This window comes from Roseibium sp. JB4-4, assembly GCF_055693425.1.
This window is the reverse complement of the sequence record NZ_CM146333.1, coordinates 894,755-913,016: the sequence shown is the minus strand read 5'-3', so window position 1 is coordinate 913,016 and position 18,262 is coordinate 894,755. Positions and strand designations below refer to the sequence as shown.

The following is an 18,262-nucleotide window of genomic DNA, read 5'->3' as shown; positions in this document are numbered from 1 at the left end:
TGGGAAGCGGCAATGAGGGGCACAATGGACAAGTATGATCTTATCGTGATCGGCAGCGGACCTGCTGGACGCAGGGCGGCGATCCAGGCGGCAAAATTTGGCCGCGACGTTATGGTCGTCGAACGCGGTCGCAGGGTCGGCGGCGTCTCTGTGCATACGGGCACAATTCCCTCCAAGACCTTGCGAGAAACTGTGCTCAATCTGACAGGTTGGAGGGAACGCGGCTTTTACGGTCGCTCCTACCGTGTGAAAGAGGATCTGACTGCCGATGATCTCCGGGCCAGACTTCACATCACGCTCGATCATGAAGTTGAAGTTCTGGAGCATCAGTTTGCCCGCAACAAAGTCGATACGATCGGCGGTGAGGCACGCTTCCTCGGGCCGCACACAATCGAGGTCACGGGCGAGGCCGGAGAAGTCCACACCTTTGAGGCCGAAAAATTCATCATCGCGGTAGGTACCAAGCCATTTCGACCGGACTACGTGCCCTTCGACGGTGAGTATGTGCTCGATAGTGACGAAATTCTTGAACTGAATGAGCTGCCGAGATCGATAGCAGTTATCGGTGCAGGTGTGATCGGTGTTGAATACGCGTCGATTTTCTCGGCCCTGGATGTGCATGTCACCCTTGTGGAACCCCGGGACACAATGCTCGATTTCCTGGACAAGGAACTCGTCGCCGACTTCACGCATCAGCTACGTGACCGCGGTATCGCGTTGCGCTTTGGGGCGACTGTTCAAAAGATTGAAAAGCACGGCACTGCGGACTGTGAGATCACCTTGGAAGGTGGCCGCAGCATACGATCTAATGTCATTTTGTTTGCAGCCGGCCGAATGGGAGCGACACCGGCATTGTCTCTCGATACGTGTGGACTAGAAACCGACCACAGAGGCCGACTGAAAGTCGACCCGATGACATTTCAGACATCGGTACCGCATATCTTTGCTGCCGGCGATGTCATCGGCTTTCCGAGCCTTGCGTCAACGTCCATGGAGCAGGGGCGCATTGCCGCCTGTCACGCACTGGGCGAAACCGCCTACGATCCACCGGAATACTTCCCCTATGGCATTTATGCTGTCCCGGAAATCTCGACAGTGGGCATGACTGAGGAAGAAATACGAGAGCGTGGCATTGCTTATGAGTGCGGGGTAGCACGGTTCAGGGAAACGTCTCGCGGGCACATCATGGGCCTGGATACCGGTATGTTGAAGTTGATTTTCTCGCTCAAGACCCGGCGATTGCTTGGTTGTCACATCGTCGGGGAAGGTGCAACCGAGCTTGTACACATTGGCCAGGCAGTGCTGAACCTGCGCGGTACTTTGGAATATTTCGTTGAAAACACTTTCAACTATCCAACCCTTGCCGAAGCCTACAAGATAGCCGCGCTGGATGCCTGGAACCGCATGCCTCCGCTTGAGGAGTAGGAAGCACCTCGAAAAGCGTGTGACCGTCGCAATTTCATCAATAGCTTTAGACCGGCTGGACAAATAAGCTGTACGTAATTGTACGACAACAACGATTCGATCCGGTCGCTCTTCATGGTCCGAACACTGCTTTTGAAAAATGCCGACATGCTCGTCACAATGGACGCAGAGCGCCGTGAAATTAAGGGCGCTGGCCTGTATGCAGAAGATGGCATTCTGAAAGCTGTCGGTCCGACCGAAGACCTTCCAGAAACAGCGGACAAGGTTATTGATGCGACCGGTCAAATCGTCTTGCCCGGTTTTGTGAATACACATCATCATCTCAACCAGACGCTGACGCGCAATCTTCCAGCGGCTCAAAACAACAATTTGTTTCCCTGGCTTCAGGCGCATTACCGGATTTGGGCGAAAACAGATCCGGAGGCTTCACGCACCAGTACGTTGGTCGGCCTGGCGGAGTTGGCTTTGTCGGGGTGCACGACTGTGTTCGACCACACCTATCTTTTTCAAAGCGGCAACAAAGTTGACTACCAGATTGAAGCAGCCAACGATCTTGGTGTGCGTTTCCATGCCAGTCGAGGGTCTATGTCGCTGGGGGAGAGCCAGGGCGGACTTCCGCCAGATGATTGCGTTGAGAATGAAGACGAAATCCTTGCCGACACGGTTCGGGTAATCGACAGGTATCATGATGCGTCACATGGTGCGATGACACGCATTGTTGTGGCTCCGTGTTCACCATTTTCCGTTTCTGAAAATCTATTGCGCGAAAGTGCCCGCCTTGCCAGAGACAAAGGCGTGATGTTGCACACTCACCTTTGTGAGACGCTGGATGAAGAGCGTTACACGCTCGAACGCTTCGGCAAACGTCCCGTGGAATGGATGGAGGGACTTGATTGGACCGGACCGGATGTCTGGTTCGCGCATGCCATTCACGTGGACGATGATGAAATACGGCTATTTGCGACGACAGGGTGTGGAGCTGCTCATTGCCCTTGTTCCAATATGCGCCTTGCTTCCGGAATAGCGCCTGTCAAGAAGTACATGGCCGCCGGGGTCCGGGTTGGGCTTGGGGTCGACGGATCTGCAAGTAATGACGGATCCAATATGTTGATGGAAGTTCGCCAGGCCATGCTTCTGGCGCGGCTGCAGCTGGGCCTGATGCCACCGGAAGGGCCGCGCAAGCACGCTCTGTTACCGGTTGCGCATCCCCTGCGTGAGAATGAGTGGATGACTGCGCGCGAAGCACTCGAACTTGCGACCATTGGTGGCGCTTCCGTTCTGGGGAGGAATGATATCGGCTCGTTGGAGGTTGGGAAATGCGCGGATTTCTTCACTCTGGATTTGAATTCCTTACATTTTGCCGGTGCTCTGCATGACCCGGTTGCAGCAGTCGTCTTCTGTGCTCCGCAGTCGGCAAAAACTACGGTTGTCAATGGTAGAATTGTGGTGGAAGACGGTGCAATCGTCACCATGGACATGGTGCCCATCATCAATCAGCACAATCGCCTCAGCCTTGAGCTGGCATCAGACCTATGATCTGGGTCAGCGTATGAACAAGAATGATTGTTCGTCAAAGGTCGGCAGTGTTCAACAACGAATGTTTCTAATCGATCACTGACAGAAGAGCACTTTAGGTCAGTCAGCAGAGCCAGCAATTGTCCGGCATGGAGGCCTGCGTAACTTCACCGCCTTGATCGATCCAGCTCAAGATGCCGTCTTTTACATTGGCGACCTTTGTAAAGCCGGCTTGACCACTCAGATATTCAGACAGCACCTGACTGCGCCGGCCAGTGCGGCAAATGAAAACGACTTCCTCCGAAGGTCCGGCAACCAGTTTTTGAAGCTCTGCTCCAAAAGCCGGGTTCACGTTGCCACTTGCATCGAAAAACGTCAGCAAATGACTTCCGGGAATGACGCCCGTTTGCTGCCACTCCTCTGGCCTGCGGATATCAATGACCGTGGTTCCAGCGGCCAGTTTGCCTTTCAGATCTTCATTGTTGAGATCGGAAAATTTCTTGGCTTTGACTTCAAGCAGTTCGATTTCAAATTTCAAAGTCGCATTTGGCGGAATGACACCACCAGCACCTTGTGCGCCATAGCCCATTTCGGGTGGAATGATCAGCTCTCGCTTGCCGCCGACCTGCATACCTTCCACACCCTTTTCCCATCCAGGGATCACTCGCCGTTCGCCTAGGGTGAAGGAAAAGGGGGTGCCTCGGTCGAGACTGGAATCGAACTTTGTACCGTCCATGAGCCAACCGGTGTAGTGTACCACCACCGTCTCTCCGACATTTGCCTCTTCGCCAGTTCCCTTTTCGATATCACGAATCTGAATTTCTTCCTGTGCTGTTGCTGGGAAGACCAGTAACATTGAGGTCAGAATACCGGCGAGCCATTTTACCATTTTCGTTTCCATTCATCCGGGAATTGAAGATCATGAAAGTCGGTGATTGGAGTCAGAATTGCAATTCAACGGTTCTTGAATTCAATTGTAGTTGCTCATCTAACTGACAGAACGATTTATTGCTCTGTGAGTTTGTGTCGCTGAAAGACAGGTCAGGGCGCTTTCTTTTCGTTTGCGGTCCGAATGAGTTTTTCAAGCAACCCCGAAAGCTGTTGCTGCTCTTGTTTCGTCAGACCATCTACAGCCTGAGTTTGCATGTCGACATAGTCGGGTATCTTGCCTTTGATCAAGTTGAGGCCTTTTTCCGTCAGACAGACCGTAAGAGCGCGCCTGTCTTCCGGGTGAGGGCACCTTTCAACTAGGCCCCCTTTTTCCAACTTGTCTATTCGAGCGGTCATGCCGCCAGAGCTCATCATGGTGGTGCGGTAGAGTTCCGTTGGTGTCAGTTTGTATGGCGGGCCGGAGCGCACCAGGGTTGCCAGAACGTCAAACTCGCCGGTTTTGAGGCCAATATCTGCATAGGCGGGCGCGAGATAGTTTTGGCTCATGAGCTGCGCGGATTCGCTGAGTCTGCCAAGCAGCACCATCGGTGACAAGCGGTCTGCGACTTCAGGCATCTCCTTCTGCCATTGTTTTTGGGCACGCTCTGCCCTGTCGACCAAGAGATCTGCAGGATCGCCAAACAAGTGAGAACTCGATTTTGACGGTGTGTCGGATTGAGACGTCATCAGAAGAACCTTGTCTGGCGGACTATTTTGATATCGGCGCTCGAGTGAACAAAACTCATAGGCAGTGCGTTGGGCCGTATCGTCAGGTTGAAATTCTCCAGTGTTATCAGGGTGAAGTCAACAAACGCCAAGAATCTTGAAATCAAGTATCTTGAAATAAAGATAAAAAATGCTACTTCTTGTTCGTGCAGCAGACGTGTCTGCAGCAAGTGAACAAGAATGGAATTCCAGATGAAAAAGGTACTGAGACCTGAGCCGATCTCGGCCGAGCCAAATGTCGAAGAAAACGAATGGCCTTTTGGACGCTTGCGGATCAAAAGTCCCGAGCAACCTCTCGTGCTGCTATTGATCGTCGGAAGCTTTCTTGCAGTTTCGACAATCATTGCAAAGGCGGCACCAGAGTTTGGTTGGCATCCTTTGGCACTACTGCAATGGTCGATTCTTGGTGGAGCCATCGGTCTTTTCACGTTGACCAGAGTGTTTGCAACCGACAGGCCAGGTTCTGAGCACGCAGGAAATGGTGCTGCGTTCTCTCAGTTGGCGCCATATCTCCTTGTAAGCGGGATATTGTTCATCATTCCGAACATGATCGCGGTGGTGGCGGCACCCAAGGTAGGCGCTGGTTTTGTATCCCTGAGTTTTGCCTTTCCTCTCGTACTGACTTACGCATTCGCCGTAGTTCTGCGGATTGAAAAATTCCAGAAGCTGAGGGGGACCGGTGTTCTGTTTGGTTTGGCTGGTGGTATTCTTCTGGCAGTGTCTGGCAAAAATCTGACTGTCGAAGCGTCCTTTTGGTCTCTATTTGCGTTGACCATTCCGATCTTTCTGGCAACCGGTAACATTTACAGAACGCTGAAGTGGCCTGCCGGGGCCAAACCGGTCGACCTTGCGCTCGGCATGATGGCGGTCGGTTTTGTTGCGCTGGCGGTTTTCAACCTCTTTTTCGGCGTTCCATTTGCACCTGGAAGCTGGAGTGAAAATGCAGGTGTGCTACTGGCAGCCCAGGCCGCCATCTTTTCGCTTCAATACGGGCTTTATTTCCGGCTACAGCAGACCGCAGGACCTGTCTATCTCAGCCAGATCGGATCTGTTGCAGCCGTTGTAGGACTCGGTCTTGGATTTCTCGTCTTTGGAGAAATTCCGAACGCCGAAAAGCTGGCTGCTGTAGTCGCCGTTGGAGTTGGGATTGTGCTTGTCACAATTGGTCGAAACAGACACTGAAAAGCCACAACTGTTGCGTTGTGGCCGCAATTGTCAAAGCAGGATAGAAGCGCCATCTAGGTTGACAGGCGCTTCTATCCTCAGATACCAGCAGCCCCCTTCCACCAGCCAAGAGCCGCGGTAAATGCTTTTTGATATCAACAAGACGAACTACAAGTTCCGGGAAGAATTCAACGAATTCCCCGACATCGAAAAGCATACATTCGAGTTCACGAAATGCATCTGTGGCAGCAGTGAATCCATAGTGATCTCGACTGTTTCCAGGCATCGAAATTTCCTGCCGATCGTGGCTTGCTCCAGATGCGGTACGTTGCGCGCGAACCCCTATTTCACACGCGAAACAGCGGCTTATTACTATGGCCAGGTTTATGGAGACGTGAAGCGCAGCGACAAGAGGCCCGAGCAGCTTTTCAATGATCAGAACGACAGAACCATTGTACCCTTTTTTGCAGACCTGATGCCGGAATTCGAAACTGTCCTCGATTTTGGTGGCGGGGCAGGCGGCCGCACTGTCGGTTTCCTTGAAAAGGGCAAGGTGGTTTCACTGCATGAGGTAGAGGGAAAGTATAGCCAATTTGCCTATGACAATGGCATTCTTCCGTATGACAAGGCGAACCAATACGATCTCGTAGTTGTCTCACACGTGATTGAACATATGATCGACCCGGTTGCTGAGATGAAGGAAATCATTCAGGACTGCTGTAGGCCCGGTGGTCTGCTATACGTTGCGACGCCCATCATCGACCGGCAGCGCGCGCGCCAATGGTTGCAGCACTTCCACATCGCGCACAAATACTATTTCACGCACGATTCCTTTATAGGTTTGATGGCGGGTCTCGGCTGTGAACTCGTCAAACACAACAGCAGTGATGGCTACCTGTTCAAAGTCGGTAGTAAGATCGACCAGGATCTCATCGAGAAACACTTCAGCGACAGTTCCAAGAACGTACAGGAAGCCATCGAAAAGGAACTACGGCCGACAAAATCCAAGATCATGCAGTTGCTGCGGTTCTGGCGGCCTCAACCCCACAACCAGGCGGCACCCCGAACACCTGAACTGTCTCCGTGAACCGCTTTGCGGATTGGAGTGTCGAAAGTGTCGGAAAAGATGTAGGGCGCGATCGCCGGCGGCAGATCCTCATAGAGTTCGCTGATATTGGACATGCCACCTCCGAGAACAAATACATCCGGATCCAGTAAATTGGCGGACATGGCAAGGCTCCGCGCCAGGCGACTGACATAGTCGGCATAGACAACGCACGCGGTCTCGTCACCCTGGCGCTTCAAATCCATGATTTCGTGACCCTTGAGGCCTTTCCCGGATTTTTCCTTGTAATCGAGTTGAAAACCGGTTCCCGAACACCAGCGGTCTATAACGCCCTTATGCCCGATCCAGCTATCCGGCCCCGGGAACTCGTCTGGTTTCAGCCAGGGAACCGTGATGCCACCCCATTCACCTCCAATACCGTTTGCGCCGCGATGGGCTGTTCGGTCAATGGCGATACCAGAGCCACAACCTGTTCCGATGATAATGGCGTGCACAACATGTGCTCCAGCGCCGGCGCCATCGGTTGCCTCGGAAACTGCGAGGCAATTGGCGTCGTTCTGAATGCGGACTTTTCGTCCGAGATGGCGCTCAAGATCCTTGTCCAGCGGCATGCCGTTCATCCAGGTAGAGTTGGCGTTCTTTACCAGACCCGTCTTTGGAGAGAGGGAACCAGGTATGCCAAGACCAAGAGTGCCCGTCTGGCCGGTTTCACCCTCGGCTGCATCAACCAAAAATTTTACAGCGTCAAGGCACCCCTGATAGTCATCGCGAGGTGTGTCGACACGCTTGCGGAATATCTCGTCGCCTTCATTGGAAAGGGCGATGATTTCGATTTTTGTGCCACCCCAGTCGATCCCAAGCCGCATGTCAATCCGTCCGTTTCGGTAGTTCGAAAGCGGCCATTTAGCCAACTTTCATTTCATTTTTCTATTTGCCGTTGCTCTTATGCTTGAACACCGGCTTAGCTGTTTCCGATATGCATTGGTGGAATGCGTCACCAAAAAACCGGAATTGATGCGTGCACTGACATCGCTGGAAGTTCCATTTGTCAATTCCAGTCATTTGAGTGGCTTGTTGGTTGCAAATGTCTCATGACGCGGTTCATGCTCTTCGTCTGAAAGGGACTGCATTTTGTCTCGTTGCATCGGTTTGATGGTTGGATTGCCGGTCCAGCGTGGAGATTGCGAATGCAAAATCTTGAAGTTGGATCCTAAATGACAGGGATCAGGTTTTGTTTTCAAGGCTTTGGTTCAATAAAAGCTCGGTTTTGTGCCGGTTTTGTAGTGGATGACACGCGCGGGATTGAATGTCTGGCTTTGGAAACAAGATAAGGCAACTTTTGAGTAGCCAGGCGATCCGCCAAAAGGTCCGACCAAAAAACGCATCGGGACGAGGTGGGTTTCAAGGTGCGACGGGACCGCGATGGGCTGAACCTGCCAGTAATCTTTTTGAAAAAGAAAAATCTGCTCAGAATCGCAAACAGGGATCAAGGCAAACACATCGACCTTTTGTTACGCCTTACTATGTCTGGGGGACGTTGGCCGTTTTAACCGCCGGGTTCGCGGTCGGCGCGCTGTTTTTGAGTTCCAGCGATCGCCAGGTCATTGAACTGAATGAACATGCGCTAGCGTTCGGCGATCCGCTCCAGCCGTTTGACCCAGACATGAGGTCTGTTTTGCTCAACAGATCTCCAGAACTAGCCGCGGAATTGAAAAGAAGTTTTCTCGGCAAGCCGGATGCCCTCTGTGCGGAATTGAAGACGCTGGGCCTAGAAAATCCAGGCTGGAAAAAAGCTCCGTTTCAGTGGGGGCGATGGCAATGCGCATCCGACCTCGTTCCCTTGACCACACCCAGCGTGGATTTCGGATCAACGACACTATTTTTCCTGTTGCGAGGCCCCTCCGAGGAGCAGATCGACTATCTGCGCCTCAAACTCGTAGTCGAAGATCCAAAACAGAAGCAAATAGGTCTGGATGCGGTCTGGTTGGTGATTGATGCTCTGTCCAGTCGCTACGGATGGACCGTGCCCCGCGCTTTCAGGCAAGCGATAGCAGACTTCGGCCAGATAGAGACGACACATCGCGGAGTTCAGCTTTCTGTCGCGCCGGAAGACCCGAACCTCACAGGCGATCCCATGGCCGATCAGCGTCTGAACATAATTATGAATTTCGGTGAGCCGGATCTGATCCGGCCCGCCGATCGCTTTGAGCAGGCTCCGCCATTGGAAAGCGGTTGGAGCGTCAGGGGCCCGGACGATCCGGAAGCGGAATGAATTCTTCCGCATCGCCCGGCACTGTGTCGAAACGCCCAAGCCGCCAATCTTCTTTTGCCAGTTCAATTCTTTCCTTGGACGACGAGACGAAGTTCCACCAGATGTAGCGGCGTCCATCCATGGGCTCTCCACCAAGAACGACAAATCGGGCAGGGACATTCGAGTTGTTTTCAACTACGAGATGGTCACCAGCTTTGAAAACCAGAAGCTGTGCCGGGTCGAAGGTTTGACCGGTGATCGAAATCTGCCCGGCGACAGTATAAATTCCGCGTTCTTCCCATCCGGCATCGAGCGGAATTTTGGCACCCGGTTCCAACGAAATGTCGGCGTAGAACATGTCTGATGCGGTCTTTACAGGTGCCTTGTGACCATAGAGCTCTCCTGCAATCAGCTTTACAGAAGCTCCCTTATCCGCGAACTCCGGCTGTTCGGTGCTGCCAAAGTGCTGAAAGTCGGGATCGCTTTCTTCTGAATTCTTTGGCAAGGCCACCCAGCTTTGCAATCCAAACAAAGGACGCTTTTGCTGAAGTCGTTCCGGACGCTCACGTTCTGAATGCACGATACCCTTGCCGGCGCTCATCCAATTCAATGCGCCCGGAGAAATGGCGATCTCCGTCCCCAGGCTGTCGCGATGATACATTTCGCCTTCGAATAGGTAAGTCACTGTCGCCAAACCGATATGCGGATGAGGACGAACATCAATACCGCCACCCACAAGAAGTTCTGCCGGCCCCATCTGATCGAAGAAGATAAAGGGGCCGACCATGCGGCGTTTGGCTGAAGGCAGGGCACGTCGAACAGAGAAGCCGCCTAGGTCCGATGTCCGGGGAACGATGATGGTGTCAATCGGATCGCAGCTTGCGCTTTCACCGGGAATGGGGTCAGGGCAGTTCAACCAGCTCATATTCCTCTCCTCAGGTCTGGAAAATTTGTCTGAGGCTTAGATAGGGTTGCGACGGCAAAAGTGTCCATTGAACAGTCTGTTTCGCAGTTTCAATCTCCGGCGCAATGTGTATAACCACTGGCTCTCCAGAGCTCAGCAGGTGCACGCATGAAACGCGTCATGATTGTCGGTGGACCCGGTTCGGGCAAAAGTACTCTTGCCCGGCTGTTGGGTGAAAAGACCGGACTTCCTGTCTTCCACATGGATCACATTCATTGGAAACCAGGATGGATAGAGCGCTCACGAGAGGAGAAAGATGTTCTGTCTCATCAGGTGCATGCGGCTGATACATGGATCTTCGAAGGCGGTCATTCCAGAACGTATTCGGAACGGGTGGCGCGCGCAGATACATTCATCTGGCTGGATGTGCCCGTCGGCTTAAGACTGTTCAGGGTACTGAAGCGCTCTGTCATCTATTTTGGCCGCAGCCGACCGGACCTGCCCGAAGGCTGCCCCGAACAGTTCAACGCCCAAACCGCAGAGTTCTTGCAGTACATTTGGCGCACTCGAAAAACTGCGCGCGCCAAACTGGAAGCTGTCTACAATCGACCGCCTACTCATCTGAAAGTCATCAGATTGACTTCGTTGCCAGAAACCAACGCGTTCTTGGAGAAAATTGAAACAACCGAGTGAGCTTGCTGTTTGCTGGCCCAATCTGCATATCGGCGCTAAGCAAAGGTCTGTTCAATCCAGCTCTTCGACGCTATTGAAAAAAGTCCCAGTCACTTAGGCAATTTCCATGAAGCTCGATCCATTTTATCTCATTGTCGACAGTTCCAGTTGGATCGCCCGTTTGGTTCCATTGGGCGTGAAACTTGTTCAGCTCAGGATCAAGTGCGAAGACCAGGACCTACTGCGGTCTGAAATTGCTCGCTCCAAGGCGGTATGCGCCGAACATGGATGTCAATTGATCGTCAACGACCATTGGCGACTTGCGATCGAAGAGGGCTGTGACTTCGTACATCTCGGGCAGGAGGATCTGGCGGCTGCTGATCTTATTGCCATTCGCAATGCCGGATTGCGTCTCGGGGTGTCCACTCATGACGGCGCAGAGCTCGACACTGCGCTTGCGGTTAAGCCCGATTACATCGCCCTGGGTCCCGTTTTTCCAACTGCCACGAAAGAGTTGAAATGGGCACCTCAGGGCTTAGAGAAAATTGCCGGCTGGAAGCGCCAGATCGGTGGTCTACCATTGGTAGCTATTGGTGGCATTTCGCTTGAGCGTTTGCCCGGTGTCTTTGAAAAGGGTGCCGATAGTGCAGCGGTGATCACCGATATTACGAGAAGCCCGGATCCGGAAACCCGTGCACGCGATTGGATTGCTGGAACAGCAAGCTGGCGGACCTAAGGTTTGCCGCGCAACCCGCCTCGTGGCTATCCGAAAATATTTTTATCGCGGGCGACCTGATCGCGCAAAAAACTCTGGACGGCTGCGATATGGCGCAATGGCCGTGAACTCTCGTGAGTGACCATCCAGTATGCTCGGCGGAGCTTCAGTTCTGGTAAAACCGGTACCAAACCAGGGTCTGCACGTGCGATAAAGTCGTGCAGTATACCAATGCCCGCTCCTGCCTTAACCGCTTCGGTTTGCCCGAGCGCTGAAGCGATTTCAAAACGAGATGTCCAGTCGCCGGAGAATTCAGAGCCGTAGTTAAGCGACGGTGTGTAGAGCAGGTCTTCCACATATCCGATTAAATCGTGAGCGATCAAATCGGCAGGCGAGCAGGGGAGTTTGTTGATCTTTGCGTAAGCCTGCGACGCATAAAGGCCCAATGCGTAGTCGACTAGTTTGCTCGCGACGAGACGGCCGGTTTCCGGTCTGTCAATCGTAACGGCGATATCAGCTTCTCTTCTTGAAAGTGAAAATGAACGTGGCACGGGAACCAGTTGAATGGTCAGACCGGGATGCTTTTCTGTGAGTTTGCCAAGGCGAGGAGCAAGAAAGGCAACGCCGAACCCGTCCGGCGCCCCGATGCGGACTGTGCCGTTGATCTCAGGAGTGTTGTTTTCAATGTCGGCCTGCGCTGACAAAGCTTCAGCTTCCATCCGTTCAGCTTTTTCAAAGAAGCGGCTGCCGGCATCGGTCAGTGCACAGCCGGATGTCGAACGGTCGAACATGCGGACACCGAGACTTTCTTCAAGAGCGGACAGTCGGCGTGCCACTGTTGCGTGGTTCAATCCAAGCCGGCGTGCGGCAGCGAGAATTTGACCTGTACGGGCAACGCTGAGGAATATGCGAATGTCGTCCCAATTCATGTGTCACTAGGTCCTTGCCGGTTCTGTGGTCTGGCAGCGAAGTGATGCAAACAAAACTTTGCAACGTGCCGACTTTCCTCTCGGTGCCGATGAACGCTTGGGTATTGAAGGCGGCACGAGCTTCGTGATGACAATCAATGTTCGATGGGCCTATCCTCTCTAACGTGTGGTCGAGAAAATACGGCTGAACGGCGTAACTATAATTTTCGCACAACAGATACGCTAAACTGGATCTTGTTTGTTGCAAAAATAAAAGTCAAAAGAAACCTAAGCGCCGGTTCCTTGGAATGCCACCGGCACCATTCAGGCCAATTTGGGAGAAACGCAAATGGAAAAGATCGGTCATTTTATCGGCGGCAAGCGGGTCGAAGGAACCTCGGGCCGATACGCGGATGTCTACAATCCCGCGACCGGTGAAGTTCAGGCCCAGGTGGCGCTCGCAAGCCAAGACGAAATGGACGCGGCGATAGCCAATGCTGCCGCAGCTCAACCGGCATGGGCGGCGACCAATCCGCAGCGCCGCGCTCGCGTCATGATGAAATTTGTCGATCTGCTCAATCGTGACATGGACAAGCTCGCAGAAGCATTGTCGCGTGAACATGGCAAGACCTTACCCGATGCAAAGGGTGATGTCATTCGCGGACTCGAAGTTGCGGAATTCTGCATTGGTGCACCCCACCTCTTGAAAGGCGAATTTACCGAAGGCGCAGGGCCGGGCATCGACATGTATTCCATGCGTCAGCCGCTGGGTGTTGTTGCCGGTATCACTCCTTTCAACTTTCCCGCCATGATCCCAATGTGGAAATTCTGTCCTGCGCTCGCATGCGGCAATGCTTTCATATTGAAGCCTTCCGAACGAGACCCATCCGTTCCGATCATGCTGGCCGAACTGATGATTGAAGCAGGATTGCCTGAGGGCGTTTTGAATGTTGTCAATGGCGATAAGTCTGCCGTTGACGCAATCCTGGATGATGAGACGATCCAGGCCGTCGGCTTTGTGGGGTCCACGCCTATCGCTCAATATGTTTATTCACGCGCAACCGCAGCAGGCAAACGTGCCCAGTGCTTCGGCGGAGCGAAAAACCACATGATCATAATGCCGGACGCCGATCTCGACCAGGCTGCCGACGCACTTGTCGGTGCTGGCTACGGTGCGGCAGGAGAGCGCTGCATGGCGGTCTCGGTTGCTGTACCGGTCGGGGAAAGCACTGCCAACGCCTTGATCGAAAAACTGGCGCCAAAGGTCGAAGCGCTCAAGATTGGACCCTACACCGCCGGTGACGACGTTGATTTTGGTCCGCTTGTCACCAAGGAAGCTCTGACGCGTGTCAAGGGTCTGGTGGATCAGGGTGTCAAGGAAGGTGCAAACCTCGTCGTTGATGGACGCGGCTTCTCCATGCAGGGCTATGAAGACGGTTTCTTCATGGGCGGCTGCCTGTTCGACAATGTTACCAAGGACATGGATATCTACAAGACCGAAATCTTCGGACCGGTTCTTTCTGTTGTGCGTGCTGAATCTTATGAAGAAGCGCTCGACCTGCCGCTCAGCCATGAATACGGCAACGGCACCGCGATCTTCACTCGTGATGGTGATACCGCGCGCGATTTTGCATCACGCATCAATATCGGCATGGTTGGCATCAACGTGCCGATCCCGGTGCCGCTTGCCTACCACACGTTTGGCGGTTGGAAGAAATCCGGGTTTGGCGATCTGAACCAGCATGGTCCGGACGGGTTCAAGTTTTACACCCGCACGAAAACGGTCACCTCTCGCTGGCCGTCAGGTCTGAAGGATGGTGCGGAGTTTGTTATTCCCACCATGAAATAGGCGTATCCATATCGGACAGAACCAGACCACCCCCGAGCTTCGGGGGTGGTTTTTCTTTGCCACGAACAGGCGTCAGGCAGCTTCAGACAGGGTGTCGACCGTACGGTCGAGGCGAAAGTGAGCCATAGATACCAGTCCGTCCATTTCCGCCATGATGGCGGCAAAACCGGGCTCTTTGACAATCTGTTCTGCAGCCGCTTTGGCGGCTTCCAGGTCGCGCCACATGACGACATCTGCAAAGAGGTTTTGTTCATCATGAGCTTCGTAGGCAGACCACGAAATGAAACCGTCATATTGTTTCACGACGTCTTGTGCCACGCGTCTGGCTGCTCGTGCCTTTTCGGGATCCTTGATTTTGAAAACAACGAGTTCGAGGCAAGGTTCTGACATTTCAGGTCTCCGTCGTCTGATAGGGAGGTTCAACACGCCTCTACATGACACAGGCCTCCTGACACCCTGGCGTCAGGATGTTTCAGGATTGGAAAAAAACCATGTCCGCAGTTGGAGAAAGAGCATGTGGTATTCCGTCAAAAGTACCTTTACCTATGAGGTCAAAACCGGCGCGCAGATGTTGTCCTGAGCCAGAATTGCACTAGTCCTAAGATCGGTCGGTCAAATGATGGCCAATGAATAAGGCATTGGATGGGGAGGCTGTAATAAACTCGGAGATCAAACCCGGTATCGGACAATCGACAACTCAGAAAAACAACCTCCTGCGGAGAGCCGGGCTTTTGCTGGTGCTGTCCGATGCGCTCTGGATTGTGCAGGCAGGTCTGATCGCGAGTGCGCTCGCTTCAGCATTGTCTTCTCTCAGTGTTGCAAACGGGCGGGAGGTTCAGCTTGCCTTCAGTTATCTCACGCTCATGGCTTTGTTGGTTGGCTTGGTTGCGATTGTCCGCGTATTGCTTCAGGTCACAGCACAAAAAAGGTCTCGCTTCGTCGCACGCCAAATCAAGAGCCGGACACGGAACGAATTGCTAAACGTTGCGGTTTCACGCTCACCGGCATTGCCGTTTCCCACTTCAGGGGCCTTTGCGGTTCATATTGGCGAACAGGTAGATCTGCTCGGACCTTATTACCAAAACTATGTTCCACAGGTGATGCGGTTGAAATTCGTGCCTGTGGCAATCGTTCTTGTGACGCTATGGTTCAGTTGGTTGGCCGCATTGATCCTGATTGTCAGCGGCCCGATGATTCCGATTTTCATGGCACTGATAGGCTCTCGCGCAAAGGCGGCAAGTGCCGACAGGCAAGAAGAACTAACCCGGATGAGTGGTACTTTGCTCGATCGTATCAAAGGCATGGAAACGCTCAGACTTTTCGGTGCTGTTGATCGAACGCGGGAAGATATTCGCCGGGCAGGGGATGCGTTCCGACTTGGCACGATGCGCGTCCTGAAAATCGCTTTTCTGTCGTCGACGGTTCTGGAGCTGTTTTCAGCGCTCGGGATTGCGTTTTGTGCGGTCTATGTAGGGTTTTCTTTACTGGGCGAGTTTCAAGTAGGCACATGGGGGGCTCCGTTGAGCTATGCACAGGGCCTTTTTGTGTTGTTGTTGGCGCCGGAGTTTTTTGCGCCGCTCAGAGCATTTGCCGTCGCGTATCATGACCGGGCCGCAGGCTTGGCGGCACAGCAAAAGCTGGCTGACCTTATCGATGAAACTGGCGAAAATGTTGCGTGTTCTTCGGCAAGGTCATTGAAAAAGCGGCGACCCGACCCGTTCTTTTTTCGCCGCCAACTGTTCGCTTTGTTGAGGTTTCGGTGAACCACTCCGACCACCCGATATTCGTGGATCTGAGCCTAGAAATCCTCGCAGGCGAGACACTTTTTCTCACAGGTGACAGCGGAAGCGGGAAAACGACCTTGCTTGATTGCGTTCTGGGTTTTCATCAACCCGCCAAGGGAGAAATCCGGATTGGGGACCATCGCCTAGCAGACGCCGTGGTTCCGTTGCGCGAAAGTGTGATGTGGCTAAGCCAGTCACCCCGTCTGTTCCACGGTTCCTTGAAGGCCAATCTGATCAAAGGCATCCGGAACAGGGAGGGGGTCAGTGACGAAGAAATCCATGCTGCCTTGCGTCTGGCCGGAGCAGGAGAGTTGGTCAAGCGACTGCCGCATGGTTTGGCGACTCAATTGGGTGAGGATGGGTTCGGCCTGTCTGTTGGTGAAATTCGGCGCGTTGCGCTTGCAAGGGCGGCAATGCGCAAGGATGCAGTATTGCTCTTGGCCGACGAGCCGACGGCTGGACTTGACCCGCAAACCGCGGCCGATGTCATCAACGGACTGGCAACACTTTCTAAAGAACGAACCAGCCTGATCGCGACGCATGATCCAACGGTGCTTCGTTTGCCGGGCAGGAAGGTTGATGTTGCAAAGTTGTGCTATCGAGCTGAGTTGGCCGCAACATGAAAACGGTGTGGCAGATAATCCTTGAGCAATACAGATACAGCCGGTTTCATTTTGCTGTCGGAATTCTGGTCGCTCTGTTGCCGGCTCTTGCGGGAGCTTTGCTGCTCGGGGTCTCAGGTTGGTTCATCACTGCAGCAGCAATCGCAGGAACAACCGGAGCGTTCCTCAACATCTTTGTTCCAAGTGCCATCATTCGCGCGCTTGCGATCATCAGAACTGCGGGCAGATATGGCGAGCGCGTTCTGACACACGATGCGACATTCCGGTTTTTGACCGGTTTGCGAGATCGTGTCTTTTCAGCAATCGCTCATAGCAACGAACGCGGTCAACGTTCAGGTTTGGTGCTCAACAGGCTTACTCTGGATATCGCCGCTCTGGATACGGTTTATTTGCGTCTTGTCGTTCCATTGCTGGTTGCCGCCATTTTGGCACTGTTGTTGGCCCTCATCTGGTGGACGCTTTCGTTTCAGCTCTTTCTGGTCGGTTCTGTCTTTCTGTCGAGTTGGGCAGTGCTCGCTTGGATTTCTTTTGCTAAGGCTGATCGCAAAAATGCGCGCCGGGAGGATGCTGCCTCTGATGCCATTGGACTGCGTGCTGCAGACTTGATTGCAGGGCGGCGGGATCTTGCAATTTATGGTGGTTTGAACGAGGCAGCGCGCGGAGTATCCATCGCTGACGATCGTCAAGCCAAGGCGCATGAAGCTCTTGAAGAGCGTTCAACTTGGCTTTCAGCGGCTTCAACCTTGATTGGACAGCTGTTCCTGGCGGCCGTGTTGATGGCCGCGGTGCTAGGCGCAGCATCAGGTGGATTCGGAATTGCGACAGCCGTTGGACTGGTTCTCGTCGTCATGGCGCTTCCGGAGATCTTCTCGATGATGCTCCCGGGCCTTGCCGGTCTGCCGCGAATTGCTTTGGCTGCCAGGAGAACCGTCAATCGGGTATGGGCAGGAAATGCGGTTCAGTCGGTTGACCAAGTGCAGGAAATCGACGCGGCGCTGGAGGTTGGTACTGACGCAATTGCCTTCGAAAAGGTCTCCTTTCGGTATCCGGGTGCTACGGGCAACGTCATTGATGACGTTTCCTTCCAAATACGCGCGGGAGAGGTAGTCGCGCTCTCTGGCCGAAGCGGATGCGGCAAGAGCACCGTCGCTGCCCTTGCTTCACGATTGGTGACACCGGACCGCGGGCGAATATGCCTGGCAGGCCGCTCGCTCGATAGTCTTCCTGAAGAAACGCTGCGCCAGTCCGTCACAGTTCTGTCCCAGCGAGCCTATCTTTTCAATGACACGGTTGCAGCAAACTTGCGTATCGCAGCGCCTCTTGCCAGCGACGGGGAACTTTGGGCTGCGCTTGAGAAGGCCGCACTGGGTGAACGTATGTCCCGAAATGCCGAGGGTCTTCAGGCAATTCTGGGCGAAGGAGGTGTTGGCCTTTCCGGCGGCGAGCAACGAAGGCTCGCACTGGCACGGGCGTTTCTGACCCGCCCTGATTTGTTCATTCTCGACGAGATGACCGAGGGACTGGACGAAGGGACATCCAAGGAAGTGCTGGATCGCTTCAATTCTCACCGCGGCTCAGCAGCCGTTCTGATTGTTGCACATAAAAAATGCGAACTTGATTTGGCGGATCGCATTGTCAACCTGCGTGCACTTCAGGCCGCATCGGGCGAAGAGGTGAGATAATTCTTTCCAAAAATCAAAGGATTATCTTCCGCTTTTCTGCTATTTCAG

Annotated in this window: 17 protein-coding genes; 11 read left to right on the top strand and 6 right to left on the bottom strand. The window is 53.5% G+C overall.

Translation table 11 applies throughout. The features are described 5' to 3' along the window. Positions 1-24: 24 nt before the first annotated feature. The gene (sthA, locus tag ACZ1HV_RS04140; protein ID WP_298814245.1) at positions 25-1,425 is read left to right on the top strand and encodes a Si-specific NAD(P)(+) transhydrogenase; all 1,401 of its coding nucleotides are present in this window, start codon (positions 25-27) and stop codon (positions 1,423-1,425) included. A gap of 114 nt (positions 1,426-1,539) precedes the next feature. After that, on the top strand, positions 1,540-2,961 hold the full coding sequence (locus ACZ1HV_RS04135; protein WP_472717401.1) for an 8-oxoguanine deaminase: 1,422 nt from the start codon (positions 1,540-1,542) through the stop codon (positions 2,959-2,961). 103 nt (positions 2,962-3,064) lie between these two features. Here ACZ1HV_RS04135 and ACZ1HV_RS04130 read toward each other — a convergent pair whose 3' ends face one another. Together ACZ1HV_RS04130 and ACZ1HV_RS04125 are read right to left on the bottom strand one after the other, a co-directional pair. Further along, positions 3,065-3,829, bottom strand: a complete 765-nt coding sequence (locus ACZ1HV_RS04130) for an FKBP-type peptidyl-prolyl cis-trans isomerase (RefSeq protein ID WP_472717400.1) — start codon at positions 3,827-3,829, stop codon at positions 3,065-3,067. Between the two features lie 152 nt (positions 3,830-3,981). Next, positions 3,982-4,557 (bottom strand): MarR family winged helix-turn-helix transcriptional regulator, encoded by a 576-nt coding sequence (locus ACZ1HV_RS04125; RefSeq protein WP_472717399.1) that lies wholly within the window; start codon positions 4,555-4,557, stop codon positions 3,982-3,984. A 231-nt stretch (positions 4,558-4,788) separates the two neighbouring features. Here ACZ1HV_RS04125 and ACZ1HV_RS04120 point away from each other — a divergent pair, with 231 nt between their 5' ends. Continuing rightward, positions 4,789-5,778 carry a DMT family transporter gene (locus tag ACZ1HV_RS04120; protein ID WP_472717398.1) on the top strand — a complete coding sequence of 330 codons (990 nt, stop codon included), beginning with the start codon at positions 4,789-4,791 and terminating at the stop codon, positions 5,776-5,778. Positions 5,779-5,902: 124 nt separating this feature from the next. Further along, a complete protein-coding gene (locus ACZ1HV_RS04115; protein ID WP_472717397.1) occupies positions 5,903-6,847 on the top strand; it encodes a class I SAM-dependent methyltransferase in 945 nt (314 codons plus the stop codon). On the opposite strand, the gene ACZ1HV_RS04110 is transcribed toward ACZ1HV_RS04115, so the two are convergent. Beyond that, the gene (locus ACZ1HV_RS04110) at positions 6,799-7,692 is read right to left on the bottom strand and encodes an ROK family protein (RefSeq protein ID WP_472718397.1); all 894 of its coding nucleotides are present in this window, start codon (positions 7,690-7,692) and stop codon (positions 6,799-6,801) included. The genes ACZ1HV_RS04115 and ACZ1HV_RS04110 overlap by 49 nt on opposite strands. A 671-nt stretch (positions 7,693-8,363) precedes the next feature. Here ACZ1HV_RS04110 and ACZ1HV_RS04105 point away from each other — a divergent pair. After that, entirely contained in the window at positions 8,364-9,098 is a 735-nt protein-coding gene (locus ACZ1HV_RS04105) for a DUF6030 family protein (RefSeq protein WP_472717396.1), read from the top strand. On the opposite strand, the gene ACZ1HV_RS04100 is transcribed toward ACZ1HV_RS04105, so the two are convergent. Then, positions 9,067-10,002, bottom strand: a complete 936-nt coding sequence (locus tag ACZ1HV_RS04100) for a pirin family protein (protein ID WP_472717395.1) — start codon at positions 10,000-10,002, stop codon at positions 9,067-9,069. The genes ACZ1HV_RS04105 and ACZ1HV_RS04100 overlap by 32 nt on opposite strands. Positions 10,003-10,149: 147 nt before the next feature. Between ACZ1HV_RS04100 and ACZ1HV_RS04095 the strand changes: the two genes are divergently transcribed. Further along, complete coding sequence (locus ACZ1HV_RS04095; protein ID WP_472717394.1) at positions 10,150-10,674, top strand: AAA family ATPase; 525 nt, start codon at positions 10,150-10,152, stop codon at positions 10,672-10,674. Between the two features lie 106 nt (positions 10,675-10,780). Then, complete coding sequence (locus ACZ1HV_RS04090) at positions 10,781-11,389, top strand: thiamine phosphate synthase (RefSeq protein WP_298957736.1); 609 nt, start codon at positions 10,781-10,783, stop codon at positions 11,387-11,389. Between the two features lie 26 nt (positions 11,390-11,415). Here ACZ1HV_RS04090 and ACZ1HV_RS04085 read toward each other — a convergent pair whose 3' ends face one another. Beyond that, complete coding sequence (locus ACZ1HV_RS04085) at positions 11,416-12,297, bottom strand: LysR family transcriptional regulator (RefSeq protein WP_298957734.1); 882 nt, start codon at positions 12,295-12,297, stop codon at positions 11,416-11,418. A gap of 328 nt (positions 12,298-12,625) precedes the next feature. Here ACZ1HV_RS04085 and ACZ1HV_RS04080 point away from each other — a divergent pair, with 328 nt between their 5' ends. Beyond that, on the top strand, positions 12,626-14,125 hold the full coding sequence (locus tag ACZ1HV_RS04080; RefSeq protein WP_298814228.1) for a CoA-acylating methylmalonate-semialdehyde dehydrogenase: 1,500 nt from the start codon (positions 12,626-12,628) through the stop codon (positions 14,123-14,125). A 72-nt stretch (positions 14,126-14,197) separates the two neighbouring features. Here the strand turns inward: ACZ1HV_RS04080 and ACZ1HV_RS04075 are convergent, their stop codons facing one another. Beyond that, positions 14,198-14,515, bottom strand: coding sequence for a hypothetical protein (locus tag ACZ1HV_RS04075; RefSeq protein WP_298957730.1), 318 nt, complete (start codon positions 14,513-14,515; stop codon positions 14,198-14,200). Positions 14,516-14,751: 236 nt separating this feature from the next. Here ACZ1HV_RS04075 and ACZ1HV_RS04070 point away from each other — a divergent pair, with 236 nt between their 5' ends. From ACZ1HV_RS04070 to cydC, 3 genes are read left to right on the top strand one after another with little or no spacing between them, the layout of a single operon-like run. After that, positions 14,752-15,888: an ABC transporter transmembrane domain-containing protein gene (locus tag ACZ1HV_RS04070; protein WP_472717393.1), complete on the top strand. Its 1,137-nt coding sequence runs from the start codon at positions 14,752-14,754 to the stop codon at positions 15,886-15,888. Next, on the top strand, positions 15,885-16,532 hold the full coding sequence (locus tag ACZ1HV_RS04065; RefSeq protein ID WP_472717392.1) for an ATP-binding cassette domain-containing protein: 648 nt from the start codon (positions 15,885-15,887) through the stop codon (positions 16,530-16,532). The genes ACZ1HV_RS04070 and ACZ1HV_RS04065 overlap by 4 nt, the downstream gene beginning before the upstream one ends. Then, entirely contained in the window at positions 16,529-18,214 is a 1,686-nt protein-coding gene (cydC, locus tag ACZ1HV_RS04060) for a thiol reductant ABC exporter subunit CydC (RefSeq protein ID WP_472717391.1), read from the top strand. The genes ACZ1HV_RS04065 and cydC overlap by 4 nt, the downstream gene beginning before the upstream one ends. Positions 18,215-18,262 lie beyond the last annotated feature (48 nt).